We start from the raw sequence: 16,007 nt of genomic DNA, 5'->3' as shown, positions 1-16,007 counted from the left end.
CTTTACTCCGCCGCCTCGGCCAGACCGTCGTCCTGGGCGTCTTCCATCGACTTGAGGTCGACGTTGAGACCCAGCGAGCGCATTTCCTTGACCAGCACGTTGAAGCTCTCCGGGATGCCCGCCTCGAAGGTATCGTCGCCCTTGACGATCGCTTCGTAGACCTTGGTGCGGCCGACCACGTCGTCCGACTTCACCGTCAGCATTTCCTGGAGCGTGTACGCCGCGCCATAAGCCTGCAGCGCCCACACTTCCATTTCCCCGAAGCGCTGGCCACCGAACTGCGCCTTACCGCCCAGCGGCTGCTGGGTGACGAGGCTGTACGGCCCGATCGAACGCGCGTGGATCTTGTCGTCGACCAGGTGGTGCAGCTTCAGCATGTAGATGATGCCCACGGTCACCTTACGGTCGAACTGATCGCCGGTGCGCCCGTCGAACAGGTCCGACTGGCCCGAGGTATGAAGGCCTGCCAGCTCCAGCATCTCCGACACGTCGCTCTCGCGCGCGCCGTCGAACACCGGGGTCCCCATCGGCACGCCGGTGCGGATGTTCTGGACCAGCTCGGCCACTTCCTCGTCGTCGCGGTTCTGGATGTCTTCGGCATAGTGATCGCCGTAGATTTCCACGAGCCGCGCCTTGACCGCTTCCGGCACCGCACCCGGCTTGGCGTCGGGGTTGGCTTCACGCCAATCCTCGAGCTGCGCCGCGACCTGCATACCCAGGTTGCGCGCCGCCCAGCCCAGATGGGTCTCGAAGATCTGACCGACGTTCATACGCGACGGCACGCCCAGCGGGTTCAGCACCAGATCGACCGGCGTACCGTCCGCGAGGAAGGGCATATCCTCCTGCGGCAGGATGCGGCTGATGACGCCCTTGTTGCCGTGACGGCCGGCCATCTTGTCGCCCGGCTGCAGCTTGCGCTTCACCGCCACGAAGACCTTGACCATCTTCAGCACGCCCGGCGGCAGCTCGTCGCCACGCTCCAGCTTGTCGCGACGGTCATGGAACTTGTCCGTGATCCGCTTGGCGGCTTCGTCATACTGCGCCTTGACCGCTTCCAGATCGCTCTGGCGCGCGTCGTCAGCAACAGCGAACTTCCACCATTCGTGACGATCGACCGATTCCAGCACCTCGGCGTCGATGACGATGCCCTTCTTCACGCCCTTGGGCGCGGCGGTGGCGGTCTGGTCGAGCAGCATCTCGCGCAGGCGGCTCCAGGTCGCCCGGTTGAGGATCGTACGCTCGTCGTCGGCGTCCTTCTTCAGACGCTCGATCTCCTCGCGCTCGATCGCCATCGCGCGCTCGTCCTTGTCGATGCCGTGACGATTGAAGACGCGCACGTCGACGATCGTACCGGCCACGCCCGGCGGCAGGCGCAGCGAGGTGTCGCGCACGTCGCTGGCCTTTTCACCGAAGATGGCGCGGAGGAGCTTTTCTTCCGGCGTCATCGGCGACTCGCCCTTCGGCGTGATCTTGCCGACCAGGATGTCGCCCGGCTCCACCTCGGCCCCGACATAGACGATGCCCGCCTCGTCGAGGTTGCGCAGCGCTTCCTCGCCGACGTTCGGGATGTCGCGGGTGATGTCTTCCGGCCCGAGCTTGGTGTCGCGCGCCATGACTTCGAACTCGTCGATATGGATCGACGTGAACACGTCGTCCTTCACGATCCGCTCGGAGATGAGGATCGAGTCCTCATAGTTATAGCCGTTCCAGGGCATGAACGCGACGAGCGCGTTGCGGCCCAGCGCCAGCTCGCCGAACTCGGTCGAGGGGCCGTCGGCGATCACGTCGCCCGCCTTCACGACATCGCCCACCTTCACCAGCGGACGCTGGTTGATGCAGGTCGACTGGTTCGAACGCTGGAACTTCATCAGCGTGTAGATGTCGACGCCCGACTTGCCCGCATCGACCTCACCGGTCGCGCGAACCACGATACGCGCCGCATCGACCTGGTCGACGATACCCGCACGCTTCGCCGCGATCGCCGCGCCCGAGTCGCGGGCCACGGTCTCTTCCATGCCGGTGCCGACGAAGGGCGCTTCCGCCTTCACCAGCGGCACGGCCTGACGCTGCATGTTCGAGCCCATGAGCGCGCGGTTGGCGTCGTCGTTTTCCAGGAACGGAATAAGCGACGCGGCGACCGAGACGAGCTGCTTCGGCGACACGTCCATCAACGTGATCTGATCGGGCAGCGCCATCAGGAATTCACCCGCCTGACGCGCCGAGACCAGATCCTCGGTGAAGCGGTTGTTCGCATCCGTCGCGGCCGAAGCCTGGGCGACGGTGTGCTTCTGCTCCTCCATTGCCGACAGGTACACGACCTCGTCGGTGACGCGGCCGTCGATCACCTTGCGGTACGGCGTCTCGATGAAGCCATACTTGTTGACGCGAGCGAAGGTCGACAGCGAGTTGATGAGGCCGATGTTCGGGCCTTCCGGCGTTTCGATCGGGCAGATACGGCCATAGTGCGTCGGGTGAACGTCGCGGACTTCGAAGCCCGCGCGCTCACGCGTCAGACCGCCCGGCCCGAGCGCCGAGACGCGACGCTTGTGCGTCACTTCGGACAGCGGGTTGGTCTGGTCCATGAACTGCGACAGCTGCGACGAACCGAAGAACTCACGCACCGCGGCAACCGCAGGCTTGGCGTTGATGAGGTCGTTCGGCATGACGGTCGACACGTCGACCGACGACATACGCTCCTTGACCGCACGCTCCATGCGCAGCAGGCCGACGCGATACTGGTTCTCCAGCAACTCGCCCACCGAACGCACGCGGCGGTTGCCGAGATTGTCGATGTCGTCGATCTCGCCCTTGCCGTCCTTCAGGTCGACCAGGGTCTTGACGACCGCCAGAATGTCCTCGGTGCGCAGCGTCGTCACCGTATCCGGGCAGTCGAGGTCGAGGCGCATGTTCAGCTTGACGCGACCCACGGCCGACAGGTCGTAGCGATCGGGATCGAAGAACAGACCCGCGAACAGCGCTTCGGCCGTTTCCAGCGTCGGCGGCTCGCCAGGGCGCATCACGCGGTAGATGTCCGACAGCGCCTGCTCACGCTCTTCGGCCTTGTCGGCCTTCAGCGTGTTGCGGATCCACGGACCCGTGGCGACATGGTCGATGTCGAGCAGCTCGATCGTGTCGACGCCCGCCTTGTCCAGCGCTTCGAGGTTCTCGGCGCTGATCTCGTCACCGGCTTCGACGTAGATTTCGCCGGTCTGCTCGTTGATGAGGTCATAGGCCGAGTAGCGACCGAAAATTTCCTCGGTCGGGATCAGCAGCTGCGACAGGCCGTCCTTGGCCGCCTTGTTCGCCGCGCGGGGCGAAATCTTCTGGCCCGCCGGGAACACGACCTCGCCCGAGTTCGCATCGACGATGTCGAACATCGGCTTGGCACCGCGCCAGTTCTCGGCCTGGAACGGGATCTTCCAGCCGCCGTCGCCACGAACGAAGGTCAGGCGGTTGTAGAAATAGTTGAGGATCTCTTCCGAGTTCATGCCCAGCGCATAGAGCAGCGCCGTCACCGGCAGCTTGCGCTTACGGTCGATACGGACGTTGACGATGTCCTTGGCGTCGAACTCGAAGTCCAGCCACGAGCCGCGATACGGGATCACGCGCGCGGCGAACAGATACTTGCCCGAGGCGTGGGTCTTGCCGCGGTCATGGTCGAACAGCACACCCGGCGAACGGTGCATCTGGCTGACGATGACGCGCTCGGTGCCGTTGATGAAGAAGGTGCCGTTCTCCGTCATCAGGGGCATGTCGCCCATGTAGACGTCCTGCTCCTTGATATCGATGACCGACTTGGCTTCGGTATCGGGATCGACCTCGAACGCGGTCAGGCGCAGCGTGACGCGCATCGGCGCGGCATAGGTGATGCCCCGCTGGCGGCATTCCTCGACGTCGAACTTCGGATCCTCGAGGACGTAATCGTCGAAGTCGAGATAGGCGGTGCCGGCGAAATCCTGGATCGGGAACACGCTGCGCAGCGTCTTTTCCAGCCCCGAGACATGGCCCGTGGACTTGTCCGAACGCAGGAACTGTTCGTAGCTTTCGCGCTGAACCTCGATCAGGTTCGGCATCTGCACCACTTCGTGGATGTCGCCGAACACCTTGCGGATACGCCGCTTGGCGGTGCCGCCATCGCCCTTGCGCGGGGCGGAGCCGCTGTCGATCGCCTTGGTTGCCATGGGTCTGTCTGCCTCGTCAGCCGTAAATCACTGCCCGGATGCCTCCGGACCAGACGCAACGACAGACGCCGAAAGGCCGCGCGCAAGTCTCTGCGGCGGCATCCGGCGTCCGTTGAACCAGCGATCCTCCATTCGACCGACACGCTGCGCGAAGGCGCGTCATTTCCCGAAGATCGTGGTGAGTGATCGCGATATAGGCGCGGCGCCCGTCGGTGTCAAACCGGCGCCACGCGCGGGCGGGTCCAAAGTTCCCGCCAGCAAGCCGCCTGCCACATATTGGCCGCATATCGGCTTACTATATGGGGTTGCATCGGCCGGGCCCAGCGGGCACGGCTGATGCGGCCGGGTCCTCGACCCGGACGGCGGTTGAAGATTGTAGTTACCACGAGGAATGCATTTCATGACATCGTCCGGGCCGCGCCGCGCCGCGCGCCTTCTTGCCCTGACGCTGGTGCCGGTGCTTGCCCCGCTGCCCGCCGCTGCCGTCCCGTTCCAGAGCACGTCGCAGGACAATGACGCTGCGCGCCCGGGCACCGGCGGATTGGAGAGCTTCAGCCTGAGCCCGCGCCTCTCGACTCCTCAGACCAACCCGACCACGGTGCCGACCCCGCCGCCGCCACGCATCGTGCTGCCCGGCCAGTCCGCCGCCCAGGCCACGCCAGCGGCGACCCCGACACCACGCGCCACGCCGACGCCCCGCCCGGCCCCACGGCCCACGCCGACCCCGACGCCCAGCCCGACCCCGGTCGAGACGCCCGCACCGGCGCCCTCGCCGGAGCCGCCCGCCACCCGCCTGCCCGACCGTACCGCAGAGGCGGGCAGCGACACCGCGCCCGGCGTGGACGGCGTGACCATCGCCAACAATCAGGCGCCTGCCATCGCCGCACCGGGCACGGCCGCCCCCGAACAGGGCGAGACGGAACGCGGCCTGCCCTTCTGGCCGTTGCTGATCGGCACCGGCCTTGCTGCGCTGGCCATCGGCATCTGGCTGGGTCGCCGCAGCCGCAAGGTTCCGGCGCTCCCGGCCCCCACCCCGCGTGCCGCCGCCGACCCCGTCGAGCCGCCGCCCCCGCCTGCGCCGGTTCCCGATGCGGCACCCCGCGCCCAGGCCGCCCCGCCACCAGCCCCGGCGCTGGCTATGCCGCCCGAGCCCAGCTTCCTGGCGGTCGAGGCAAGGCCGCTGCGCGTCGGCCTCAACATGCTGACCGCGACGATCGAGGCCGAGGTCACGGTCCACAATAGCGGCGCGACGCCGATCGGCCGGGTCGCGGTCGACCTGCGGCTACTCAGCGCCCATGCGGGGCTGGATACGCAGCTGATCGAACTGGCCCATCAGCCGCAGGGCCGCCCGATCGTCCCGGCCTTCGCGCTGGCGCCGGGCGAGAGCCGCACCGTGCGCGGCGTCACCGCCCTCCCGCGAGAGGCGATCCATGTGATCGATGCGGCGGGCCGCCCGATGTTCGTGCCGATCCTGGCCGCCGCCGCGCATACCGACTGGGGCGTCGCCCGCTGCGCCTATGCGGTCGGGCTGGAACGGGTCGATTCGAGTAAGCTGTCACCGATCTGGCTCGATCAGCCTGGGCGGATGTACGATCAGGTGGCCGCGCGGCCGCATGTGATGCGGGGGTGATCCAGGAGCCTGAGTGTAGCCTTCGAATTCGCTCAGGCTGAACGGCTGTTGGTGATGAAGCCGAAAATGCCAGAACTCCGTTCAGCCTGAGCGTAGTCGAAGGCCACGCCCCACACCTGCCACTACCCCGCCCGCATATCCTCGGTAATCACATGCGGGGCGGTTTCGCCGAAGCTGCGGACCAGCGTCTCGAATCCCTTGCCCTCCACCCGAAGCTCGTTGAACGCGGGCGGCGTCTTGCGCGTCCGCTTGGACAGGGTGCCCGCCCCAATCATGCGGATGATCCGGCCATCGCGATCGATCGGCACGTCGAACGGGTCGTGAACATGGCCCGACAGCACCGCATGCGCCCCCGCCGCCGCCAATTGGGTCAGGGCGGCGTCGCCGTTGCGGGTCTTGGCGGTGCCCTTGGTCGGCCCCTCGATCAACGGGTGGTGGGCCGCGACCAGGATCAGGTGGTCCTTCGGCGCCTCCTCGATCAGCGCCAGCGCGCGGCGGAGCGAACCGGAACTCACCCGCCCCTTGGACCAGTTCCAGCGCCACTGCGCACGCGCCGTGGTCTTGAGCGGCACGACGGTCACGCCGGGCAGGTCGAGCGGCTTTTCGATCATCCGCTCGATCGCGGCATAGCGCTGGTACGGCGCGAACAGCCGCCGGAACGGGTCCCAATAATAGGGGATGTCGTGGTTGCCGACCTCGACCGTCACCGGAACGCCCAGCGATTGCAGCCATGCGCCGCCCGCCTGGAATTCACGCTTGGTCGCGCGCATGGTCAGGTCGCCGGTCATGATGACCGCATGGGGCTTTTCCGCCGCGACCCGCTCGGCGAACCAGGCGAGCGCGGCGGGGTCCTCGGCACCGAAATGCACGTCGCTGACATGAAACAGACGGATCATGCCGCCCGTCCTAGCCGCTGCTGCCGCGTCACGGCAACTCGGCCATGGCGCGTGGTTCGTGCATCGGGCAGCCATTCACCCGGCCGCGATAGTCGGCCGAGAAACGATAGGTGTCCTTGCGCGCCCGGTTGATATTGCCCAGCGGCTGATGCGCGGCCAAGCCGTGCCAGATGCTGTAGGACAGCGCATCGTCGATCGCATTGGTCTGCCCGTCCTGCCAGCTGATCTGCGGTTCGGCGGTGAAGGTCGCGACGGTGATATAGGGGCTGTCCTCCTCGCTCCATTCGGCGGTCGCATCCTCGATCGGCATGGACTCCAGATCGCGGTTGAGCTGAACGCGCAGCTCCCAAGTGCCGCCCTGCTCGATCATCACCTCGCACACCACCTCGCGAAGCGCGTCGGGGCGATCGTGCGTGTTGACCGTATCGCCGGTCAGCTGGGTCAGCGCCGGGCTGACCGGGAACAGGCCGAACTTGGCGATATGGTCGCCGTAGCGGAACGGCGTCTGGCTGTAATAGGTCTCGCCCAGCGGGTGCACCTGCTTGGCCCCGCCCAGCGTCTGGAGCGTCGCGCTCTGCACCCCGACCGTCTCCAGCGTCGCCTCAATCCCGCGCAGGATGCCGGAGAGCAGTTTCTTGCCGCCCTCGAACTTGTCGGTGGTGGAGGCCAGCATCTTCAGATTCTTGGCAAAGGCGTCGGCGGTCGGCGCGGTGAAGACCGGGGCGTTGGCCATGACGAAGTCCTGCGTCGCATCGCCCTCCGAACCCGGCAGCCGCTCGCCCTCGACCCCGATGACCTTCAGCGCGAGACCGCGCGGCAGGCCGATGGCATCGTCCAAGATGTCGCCCGGATTGGTCGAGATACGCGCCACCGCATCATATTCGCCCGGCTTGGCGAAGAGCCCCTGCGCCAGTTCGGGCGGGAGGTTGTCGTGGACCTTCAGCTTGCCTCGGATGATGCCATGCGCCTTGGCATGGACGGCGCGGACGCCGTGACCATAATCCTTGGACGTGGTGTCGAGGATATGCTCGAACGACTGCTTCATCTGGTCGACGGTTTCACCCTCTTGGGGCTTCACGTCTTCGACCTGGTGGGTGAATGCGACGGGGGTCTTCATCGGGGCTCTCCCTGTGGATCCCCACCAACCCATGTTGGGTAATAGCGTTCCTCAAGATCGCTCATGCGCGCCGGTCTTGCCGCTCCCCTCCCGCAGGCGGGAGGGGATGGGGGAGGGAAAGACCAAGGGCGACAGTCTCGGTGAGACACCCTGCCCTCCCCCCGACCCCCTCCCGCCTGCGGGAGGGGGAGCAATGACAACGGGAGGGGAGAAGATAGAGCCCTGCTTCCCCCTCCCCCCGCAATCCGCTAACCGGGCCGACATGGCCTTTTATCACCCGCTCCTCTTCGCCCTCGATGCCGAACGCGCCCATGGTCTGACGGTCGCGATGCTGTCGCGCTGGGGCGCGCTAGGGGCCCCGCTGGGAGCCGATCCGGCGCGTTATCCCCGGCTGGCGACGCGGGTCGCGGGGATCGACTTCGCCAATCCGCTGGGGCTGGCGGCAGGGGTCGACAAGAATGGCGAGGCGATCGACGGCTTTTTCGGCCTGGGCTTCGGCATGGTCGAGATTGGCACCCTGACCCCCAAGCCCCAGCCCGGCAACCCCAAGCCCCGCCTGTTCCGGCTGGTCGAGGATCAGGGCGTGGTCAACCGCTACGGCTTCAACAATGGCGGGCTGGACGCGGGACTGGCGCGGGCGAAAGCCGCGAAGCGCAAGGGCGTGCTGGGCATCAATGTCGGCGCGAACAAGGACGCCGCCGACCGTATCGCCGACTATCGCCACGGCGTTACGCAAGCCGCCCCGATCGCCAATTACGTCACGATCAACATCTCCAGCCCCAACACGCCGGGCCTGCGCGACCTGCAACATGGAGCAGCCCTGGCCGAGTTGCTGGCCGCGTCGCGCGAGGCGGCGGGCCGTGTGCCGCTGTTCCTGAAGGTCGCGCCCGACCTCGACCCCGCCCAGATCGACGAGATCGCGCGCGCCGCGATCGACAACCGGCTGGACGCGATCATCATCGGCAACACCACCATCACCCGGCCGAACGTGACGAGCGCCAACGCGGCCGAGACCGGCGGACTGTCGGGCCGTCCGCTGGCTCCCCTCGCCCGCGCGCGGCTCGCCGATTTCCGCAAGGCCACCGGAGCCGCGATGACGCTGATCGCGGCGGGTGGGATCGACTCCGGCACAGAGGCCTATGCCCGCATCCGGGCCGGGGCCAGCTTGGTCCAGCTCTATTCGGCGCTGGTCTACGAAGGACCGGGCCTCGCCGCCCGCATCCTCGCCGATCTCGACGCGCTGCTCGCGCGGGACGGGTTCGCGAGCGTGGCGGAGGCCGTCGGCGCCTGACGTTACGGCTTGGCGTGGGGCGAGGCTTGCCGCTAGGGTCGCGGCCATGAAGCACTGGCTCTTGTCCGTCGCGGCGCTCGCGCTGCCGCTCGCCGCGCCCGTCGAAGCGCGCCAGCCCACCGCCAAGGCTCCCGCCACCGGGATGGTCAGCGCCGCCGATCCGCGCGCCGCCGCCGCCGGGGTGGAAATTCTGCGCGCAGGGGGCAGCGCGACCGATGCCGCCATCGCGACCATGCTGGCGCTGAACGTGGTCGAGCCGCAAAGTTCGGGCATCGGCGGCGGCAGCTATTGGGTGCGCCATGACGCGCGCGGTACCAACACTATCGACGCGCGCGAAACCGCGCCGATGGCCGCCACCCCCGACTGGTTCTACGGCCCCGACGGCCGCCCGCTCAGCCATGCCGATGCCGTGCCCGGCGGGCGCAGCGTCGGCGTGCCCGGCGCGCTGCGCGGCATGGCGCTGGCCCACCGCCAAGGCGGCAAGCTGCCCTGGGCGCGGCTGTTCCAGCCCGCGATCCGGCTGGCACGCGACGGATTCAAGCTGACCCCGCGCCTCCAGACCGCGCTGACTCGTTATGGCGGCCATGTCGACGCCGCCACCCGCGCCCGGCTGACCGGCCCCGATGGACAGGTGCTCCCGCTCGGCAGCGTCATCCGCAATCCCGAACAGGCCGCCCTCCTCGAGCGGATCGCCAAGCTCGGCCCCGATACTTTCTATGTCGGCCCTCAGGCGCAGAAGCTGGTGACGACCGTCAACACCGCCCAGCGCAATCCGTCGAAGATGACGACCGGCGACCTCGCCAGCTACGCCGCCAAGCCACGCCCGCCGCTCTGCGCCACCTATCGCGGCTACCGGATTTGCAGCATGGGGCCGTCCTCGGGCGGCGGATCGACGATGCTGTCGATCCTGAAGCTGCTCGAACGCTTCGACATGGCCAGGCTGGGCAAGGATTCGCCGGTCGCCTGGCATCTGTTCGCCGAGGCCTCGCGCCTCGCCTATGCCGACCGCGACATGTATCTGGGCGATCCCGATTATATCCGGGTGCCGATCAAGGGGCTGTTCGACCCGGCCTATATCGCCAGCCGTTCGGCGCTGATCTCGCCCGACCGCACCATGGCATCGGTTTCGCCGGGTACGCCGCCGGGCGCACCGCCGCGCGTCCGCGCGCCGGTCAGCGAGGTGCCGGGCACCACCGACCTCGTCACCGTGGACAGCGCGGGCAATGTCGCCGAGGTCACGACCACCGTCGAGGGCTCGTTCGGATCGGGCCTGTCGGTCGACGGGACGATGCTGAACAACGAGCTGACCGATTTCGACATCGTGCCGGTCAAGGACGGCAATCTGGTCGCCAATCGGGTCGAGGGCGGCAAGCGTCCGCGCAGTTCGATGTCGCCGACCATCGTCTATGGCCCCGACGGCAAGGTGCGCCTGGCAGTGGGTGCTGCGGGCGGATCGACCATCATCGCGCAGGTCGCCAAGGCGATCATCGGCGTCATCGACTGGAAGCTGAGCGCGCAGGACGCGATCGCGCAAGGCCTGCTCTTCGCGCCGTACAAGGTCGCGACGGTCGAACAGGGCACCGCGCTGGAATCGCTCGTCCCCGGCCTGCAGGCGCTGGGCGAGACGGTGGTCGTGGCGCCGATGGGGCTGAAGGCCAACGCCATCGAGCAGGTCGGCGGCCGCTGGGTCGGTGCCGCCGATCCGCGCAGCGAGGGCGTGGCGATCGACGTGACCGGCCGGACGACCGCGATCCAGCGGGTCGGCGACAAACCGAACCGTCCGGCGGAATAAGAATACAAAGAGCCCGATCATGCGTTGCGTAGCGTGATACGGGCCGGTGGGAGAGGCACCATGCGTACGCTCGAATATTTCCCCAATCTCGTCACCATGTTCTTCACGCGCGCTCGCGAGAAGGGTGACGCGCCGTTCCTCTGGCGCAAGGGAGGTGGGGCTTGGCGCTCGATCAGCTGGGCGCAGGCCGCGCAGCAGGTCGCCAGCCTGTCCGCCGGACTGAAGGCGACGGGCCTGCAACGCGGCGACCGGGTGATGCTGGTGTCGGAGAACCGCCCCGAATGGTGCATCGCCGACCTCGCCATCATGGCGGCGGGCGGCGTCACCGTGCCGACCTACACCACCAATACCGAACGCGACCATGCGCACATCATCGAGAATTCTGGCGCGCGCGCGATCATCGTCTCGACCCAGAAGCTGGCGACGACGCTGATGCCCGCCGCGCTGCGCTCCAACCATGTCCAGACGGTGATCGGGATCGAGCCGCTGAAGCTGGGCCAGAGCCAGATCGAATGCCGCCAATATGACGCGATGATCGCCGCGCATCCCGCCGATCCGGTGGTGGTCGCCGCGCAGGCCGATTTCACCCGCGAGGATCTGGCCTGCATCATCTACACCTCGGGCACCGGCGGCGCGCCGCGCGGGGTGATGCAGCATCACGGCGCGATCCTGCACAATTGCGCCGGGTGCAGCGCGGTGATCGCCGAGGATTTCGGTTGGGAGGACGAGGTGTTCCTGTCCTTCCTCCCGCTCTCCCACGCCTATGAGCATACCGGGGGCCAGCACTTCCCCATCTCGCTGGGCGGGCAGATCTATTATGCCGAGGGCCTCGACAAGCTGGCCGCCAATATCGAGGAGGTGCGCCCGACGATCATGTTCGTCGTGCCCCGCCTGTTCGAGGTGCTGCACACCCGCATCGCCAAGGCGATTGAGAAGAAGGGCGGGCTGGGCGCACGGCTGCTCGACCAGGCGCTGGCACTTGGGGCGAAGAGCTATGACGGCCGCTTGCGGCTGATCGACCGGCCTGCGCAACTGGCGGTCAATACGCTGTTCAAGCCTAAGATCGCCAAGAAGTTCGGTGGCCGGTTGAAGGCAATGGTATCGGGCGGCGCGCCGCTCAACCCCGAGATCGGCCTGTTCTTCCACTCGATCGGCCTCACCCTCCTGCAAGGCTATGGCCAGACCGAGGCGGCGCCGGTCATCGCCTGCAACCGGCCCAAGGCCGGCGTGCGTATGGACACGGTCGGCCCGCCGCTCGACAATACCGAGGTGCGCATCGCCGGGGATGGCGAGATCCTGGTGCGCGGCGAGTTGGTCATGCACGGCTATTGGCGCAACCCGACCGAAACCGAGCGGGTGCTGAAGGACGGCTGGCTCCACACCGGCGACATCGGCGAGATCGATGCGGCAGGCCGCCTGCGCATCACCGACCGCAAGAAGGACCTCATCATCAACGACAAGGGCGAGAATGTCGCCCCCCAGAAGGTCGAGGGCATGCTGACCCTGCAGCCCGAGATCGGCCAGGCGATGATCGCGGGCGACCGGCGGCCCTATATGGTCGCGCTGATCGTGCCCGACGCGGAATGGACCGCCGAATGGTGTGCGAAGTCGGGCACCGGCTGCAACCGCGCCGCACTGGACGATGACCTGGATTTCCGGGGCGCGATTTCGGCCGCGATCGACCGGGTGAACCGCGACCTGTCGGTAACCGAGCGCATCCGCCGCTTCATCATCGCCGACGAACCCTTCGCGATCGAGAACCAGCAGCTGACCCCGTCGCTGAAGATCCGCCGCCACGTCCTGCGCGAGGTCTATGGCGAGCGGCTGGATGCGCTCTACAAGAATTGAAGATACTCCCCATTCCTCCCCTGCAAAAGGAGGTGACAGGGCGACAGCCCTGACGGAGAGGTGTCGCCCTCTCGATAGCGAGTGGCAGGCTGGATTGCCCCCAGCAATCCTCAAACCCGCGGGGCGGGTTTGACCTGCCACTTCCCTCCACCATGCTGCGCATGGTCCCCCTCCCCTCACAGGGGAGGACTGTAGCTGTACGCCCTCGCTCCTCGAAAACGAATCGTTGTGTAAACACAACATTCGGTATAGCCTCGACGATATGCACAACCGGATCGCCCTGTTCCGCAACGACCGCAACGTGTCGCGTCGCGAACTGGCGGAGGCGGTGGGCATCAATCCGCAGACGATCGGTTATCTCGAACGCGGCGACTATAAGCCCAGTCTCGAACTCGGCCTGAAGATCGCCGCCTATTTCGACGCGCCGGTCGAGCTGGTCTTCTCCCTCTCCCCCTTCCCCTCGCTGACCGACGCGCTGCGCCGGGACGGAGACGCCTGATGGGTTATGACAGCCGCCGCTGGATATGGTGGCCACTCGTCGCGGTCACTGGCAGCCTGCCCATCGGCTGGTTCGTCGCGACCGCGGCCTTGGATCTTCCAGCGGGCCGCGCGTCCTTCGCAAAGAAAAGCTGGTCGCGCGGCGAGTATGACGAGCTCGAGCGCACCGCCCTGTTCGCCGAATTCGCCATCCCCTTCCCCGACCCGGAGGACGCCGCATGACCAGCTATCGCGACGGCTATGATTTCCGCAAATGGTATGCCGCCAGCTTCAAGGAACGGCCGCGTCGGTACTGGGTCCGCTGGGGGCTGGCCGGGGGGAGCATCGTCGCGCTCACGGCAACGGCGTTGTCCGGGGCAAACGACCATCCTCCCCTGTTCCTGTCGTGCCTGCCCGGCTTCTTCATCGGCTTTTCGCCCTTTGCCAGAGACAGCTGGGCTGCCGACAAGGACCTGAGCGTGTATGACGAATTCGAGCAGGCCGCGCTGCTGCGCGCCACCGCACGCGCCTTTGGCAGCTATATCGGTCTGATAGCGCTGCTCGTCGGCTATATGGTATCGGCGCCCGCCTTCGGTTGGCCGGTGCCCGTCCGCCCCATGCAGTGGACGGGATGGCTGGTGACCCTGCTCGTCATCGGCATCAGCCTACCCCCGACCTTTGCCGAGTTCATGGTCCCGATGCCCGATGCCGAGGACGACACGCTGTGACGAACCAGAGCTTTTTCGAGCGGCTGGACGCCATGGTCCGCTGGACCGGCATCCCGGCGCTGGCTGAGGGCAAGCCAAAGCGGCGGCCGCTGCGCTGGCCCGCGACATTTGCCCTGATCTTCGCCGTCGCGGGCTATATACTGGTGTTGGCGGTGCGAGGTCCGACCTTCCTAGGCTGGCTGGGCCTGATCGCAGGGGTGTCCCTGGGCAACGTCATGAGGGTGTGGGGCCCCCTGAAGCCGTTCGGCGCGATGGAGCCGACCGACGAATGGGATCGCGCGACACGGGCTCGCTCGATCGCCTTTACCTATATGACCGTATCCGTAACGGTTCCCGCCGGCCTCTGCCTGCTCGTCGCTTTTGCGCCGCTGGCGGGCTGGGACATGGCCCAGCTGTCCCGGGCAGTCCTGGCCAGCGGGTTCCTGATGATGACCATCTTTTCGGCCCTGCCCACCGCCCATGCGAGCTGGACGGTGCGGTGGGAGGACGAAGTTTGAGGTCCCTGCCCCGGCTTCACGCCGGGGTCAGCAGCCCTTCCTTGGCGATCTTGTCGCGCCACACCAGCGGGGCCAGCGTGTGGACGTTCTGGCCTTCGGAATCGACCGCGACGGTGACGGGGAAATTCTCCACGTCGAACTCGTAGATCGCCTCCATGCCCAGATCCTCGAAGCCGACAACCTTCGATCCCTTGATCGCGCGGGCGACGAGATAGGCCGCGCCGCCGACCGCCATCAGATAGGCGGACTGGTATTCGCGGATCGCGTCGGTGGCGGCGGGCCCGCGCTCGGCCTTGCCGACCATCGCCAGCAGGCCCTGGTCGAGCATCATGCGGGTGAACTTGTCCATGCGCGTCGCGGTGGTCGGGCCAGCGGGGCCGACCACTTCCTCGCCGACCGGATCGACGGGGCCGACATAATAGATCACGCGGCCCTTGAACTCGACCGGCAGTTCCTCGCCGCGGTCGAGCATGTCCTTGATCCGCTTGTGCGCGGCGTCGCGGCCCGTCAGCATCTTGCCGTTGAGCAGCAGCCGGTCGCCATGCTTCCAGCTCTTCACCTCTTCCGGCGTGAGCGTGTTCAGGTCGACACGGCGAGCGGCCTGGAGGTCGGGCTTCCAGTCGACCTTGGGCCATTCCTCAAGCTTGGGGGCCTCCAGATAGACCGGGCCGGAGCCGTCCAGCGTGAAGTGCGCATGGCGGGTCGCGGCGCAGTTGGGGATCATCGCCACCGGCTTGGACGCGGCATGGGTCGGCCAGTCGAGGATCTTGACGTCGAGGATGGTGGACAAGCCGCCCAGCCCCTGCGCACCGATGCCCAGCGCGTTGACCTTGTCGAACAGCTCGATGCGCAGCGCCTCGATATCGTTGCGGGGGCCGCGCTCCTTGAGCTGGCCCATGTCGATCGCGCCCATCAGCGATTCCTTGGCGAGCAGGACCGCCTTCTCGGCGGTGCCGCCGATGCCGATGCCCAGCATGCCCGGCGGGCACCAGCCTGCGCCCATTTGCGGCACCATCTCCAGCACCCAGTCGACGATCGAGTCGGACGGGTTCATCATCTTGAACTTCGACTTGTTCTCCGACCCGCCGCCCTTGGCCGCGACGTCGACCGTCACCTTGTTGCCCGGCACCATCTCGACATGGAGGACCGAGGGCGTGTTGTCCTTGGTGTTGCGGCGGGTGAAGGCGGGGTCGGCCAGGATCGAGGCGCGCAGCTTGTTCTCGGGATGGAGATAGGCTCGGCGCACGCCCTCGTCGACGACCTCCTGCAACGACCGGTCGCCCGACAGGCGGCAGTCCTGGCCCCATTTCACGAAGACCGTGACGATGCCGGTGTCCTGGCAGATCGGGCGATGCCCCTCGGCGCACATGCGGCTGTTGGTCAGGATCTGCGCGATGGCATCCTTGGCCGCCGGGCTCTTCTCGGCCTCATAGGCCTTACCCAGCGCACGGATATAATCCATCGGGTGATAGTAGCTGATGAACTGGAGCGCGTCGGCCACGCTCTCGATCAGGTCGGTGTCGCGGATCAGGGTCGTCATGCCCCGTCCT

General features: G+C 67.1%; 12 protein-coding genes. 8 read left to right on the top strand and 4 right to left on the bottom strand.

Annotated elements, in window-relative coordinates; all coding sequences use genetic code 11:
* Positions 1 to 2: 2 nt before the first annotated feature.
* On the bottom strand, positions 3 to 4,181 hold the full coding sequence (gene rpoB, locus AC1GI4_RS13455) for a DNA-directed RNA polymerase subunit beta (protein WP_479629848.1): 4,179 nt from the start codon (positions 4,179 to 4,181) through the stop codon (positions 3 to 5).
* Between the two features lie 400 nt (positions 4,182 to 4,581).
* On the opposite strand from rpoB, the gene AC1GI4_RS13450 reads away from it, so the two are divergent.
* Positions 4,582 to 5,811, top strand: a complete 1,230-nt coding sequence (locus AC1GI4_RS13450; protein WP_433908902.1) for a hypothetical protein — start codon at positions 4,582 to 4,584, stop codon at positions 5,809 to 5,811.
* A gap of 122 nt (positions 5,812 to 5,933) precedes the next feature.
* Here the strand turns inward: AC1GI4_RS13450 and AC1GI4_RS13445 are convergent, their stop codons facing one another.
* Positions 5,934 to 6,707 (bottom strand): metallophosphoesterase family protein, encoded by a 774-nt coding sequence (locus AC1GI4_RS13445; protein WP_294270046.1) that lies wholly within the window; start codon positions 6,705 to 6,707, stop codon positions 5,934 to 5,936.
* A 28-nt stretch (positions 6,708 to 6,735) separates the two neighbouring features.
* Positions 6,736 to 7,824 carry a catalase family protein gene (locus AC1GI4_RS13440; RefSeq protein ID WP_433908903.1) on the bottom strand — a complete coding sequence of 363 codons (1,089 nt, stop codon included), beginning with the start codon at positions 7,822 to 7,824 and terminating at the stop codon, positions 6,736 to 6,738.
* 262 nt (positions 7,825 to 8,086) lie between these two features.
* Here AC1GI4_RS13440 and AC1GI4_RS13435 point away from each other — a divergent pair, with 262 nt between their 5' ends.
* The 7 genes from AC1GI4_RS13435 to AC1GI4_RS13405 all read left to right on the top strand — a co-directional run bounded on the left by AC1GI4_RS13435 (position 8,087) and on the right by AC1GI4_RS13405 (position 14,457).
* On the top strand, positions 8,087 to 9,115 hold the full coding sequence (locus tag AC1GI4_RS13435) for a quinone-dependent dihydroorotate dehydrogenase (RefSeq protein WP_479629847.1): 1,029 nt from the start codon (positions 8,087 to 8,089) through the stop codon (positions 9,113 to 9,115).
* A 46-nt stretch (positions 9,116 to 9,161) separates the two neighbouring features.
* Positions 9,162 to 10,907, top strand: coding sequence for a gamma-glutamyltransferase (gene ggt / locus AC1GI4_RS13430; protein ID WP_479629846.1), 1,746 nt, complete (start codon positions 9,162 to 9,164; stop codon positions 10,905 to 10,907).
* A 60-nt stretch (positions 10,908 to 10,967) separates the two neighbouring features.
* The gene (locus AC1GI4_RS13425) at positions 10,968 to 12,755 is read left to right on the top strand and encodes an AMP-dependent synthetase/ligase (protein ID WP_479629845.1); all 1,788 of its coding nucleotides are present in this window, start codon (positions 10,968 to 10,970) and stop codon (positions 12,753 to 12,755) included.
* 262 nt (positions 12,756 to 13,017) lie between these two features.
* Positions 13,018 to 13,254: a helix-turn-helix transcriptional regulator gene (locus AC1GI4_RS13420; protein WP_479629844.1), complete on the top strand. Its 237-nt coding sequence runs from the start codon at positions 13,018 to 13,020 to the stop codon at positions 13,252 to 13,254.
* Positions 13,254 to 13,475: a hypothetical protein gene (locus AC1GI4_RS13415; RefSeq protein ID WP_479629843.1), complete on the top strand. Its 222-nt coding sequence runs from the start codon at positions 13,254 to 13,256 to the stop codon at positions 13,473 to 13,475. The genes AC1GI4_RS13420 and AC1GI4_RS13415 overlap by 1 nt, the downstream gene beginning before the upstream one ends.
* The gene (locus AC1GI4_RS13410) at positions 13,472 to 13,960 is read left to right on the top strand and encodes a hypothetical protein (protein WP_479629842.1); all 489 of its coding nucleotides are present in this window, start codon (positions 13,472 to 13,474) and stop codon (positions 13,958 to 13,960) included. Before AC1GI4_RS13415 ends, AC1GI4_RS13410 begins: the two co-directional genes overlap by 4 nt.
* The gene (locus AC1GI4_RS13405; RefSeq protein WP_479629841.1) at positions 13,957 to 14,457 is read left to right on the top strand and encodes a hypothetical protein; all 501 of its coding nucleotides are present in this window, start codon (positions 13,957 to 13,959) and stop codon (positions 14,455 to 14,457) included. Before AC1GI4_RS13410 ends, AC1GI4_RS13405 begins: the two co-directional genes overlap by 4 nt.
* Before the next feature lie 16 nt (positions 14,458 to 14,473).
* On the opposite strand, the gene AC1GI4_RS13400 is transcribed toward AC1GI4_RS13405, so the two are convergent.
* Positions 14,474 to 15,997 (bottom strand): fumarate hydratase, encoded by a 1,524-nt coding sequence (locus AC1GI4_RS13400; RefSeq protein WP_058746844.1) that lies wholly within the window; start codon positions 15,995 to 15,997, stop codon positions 14,474 to 14,476.
* Between the last annotated feature and the right edge of the window lie 10 nt (positions 15,998 to 16,007).

The sequence above is a fragment of the Sphingomonas sp. 77B genome (genome assembly GCF_056497825.1).
The sequence above is the reverse complement of the archived record's forward strand: the minus strand, read 5'-3'. Positions and strand labels throughout refer to the sequence as shown.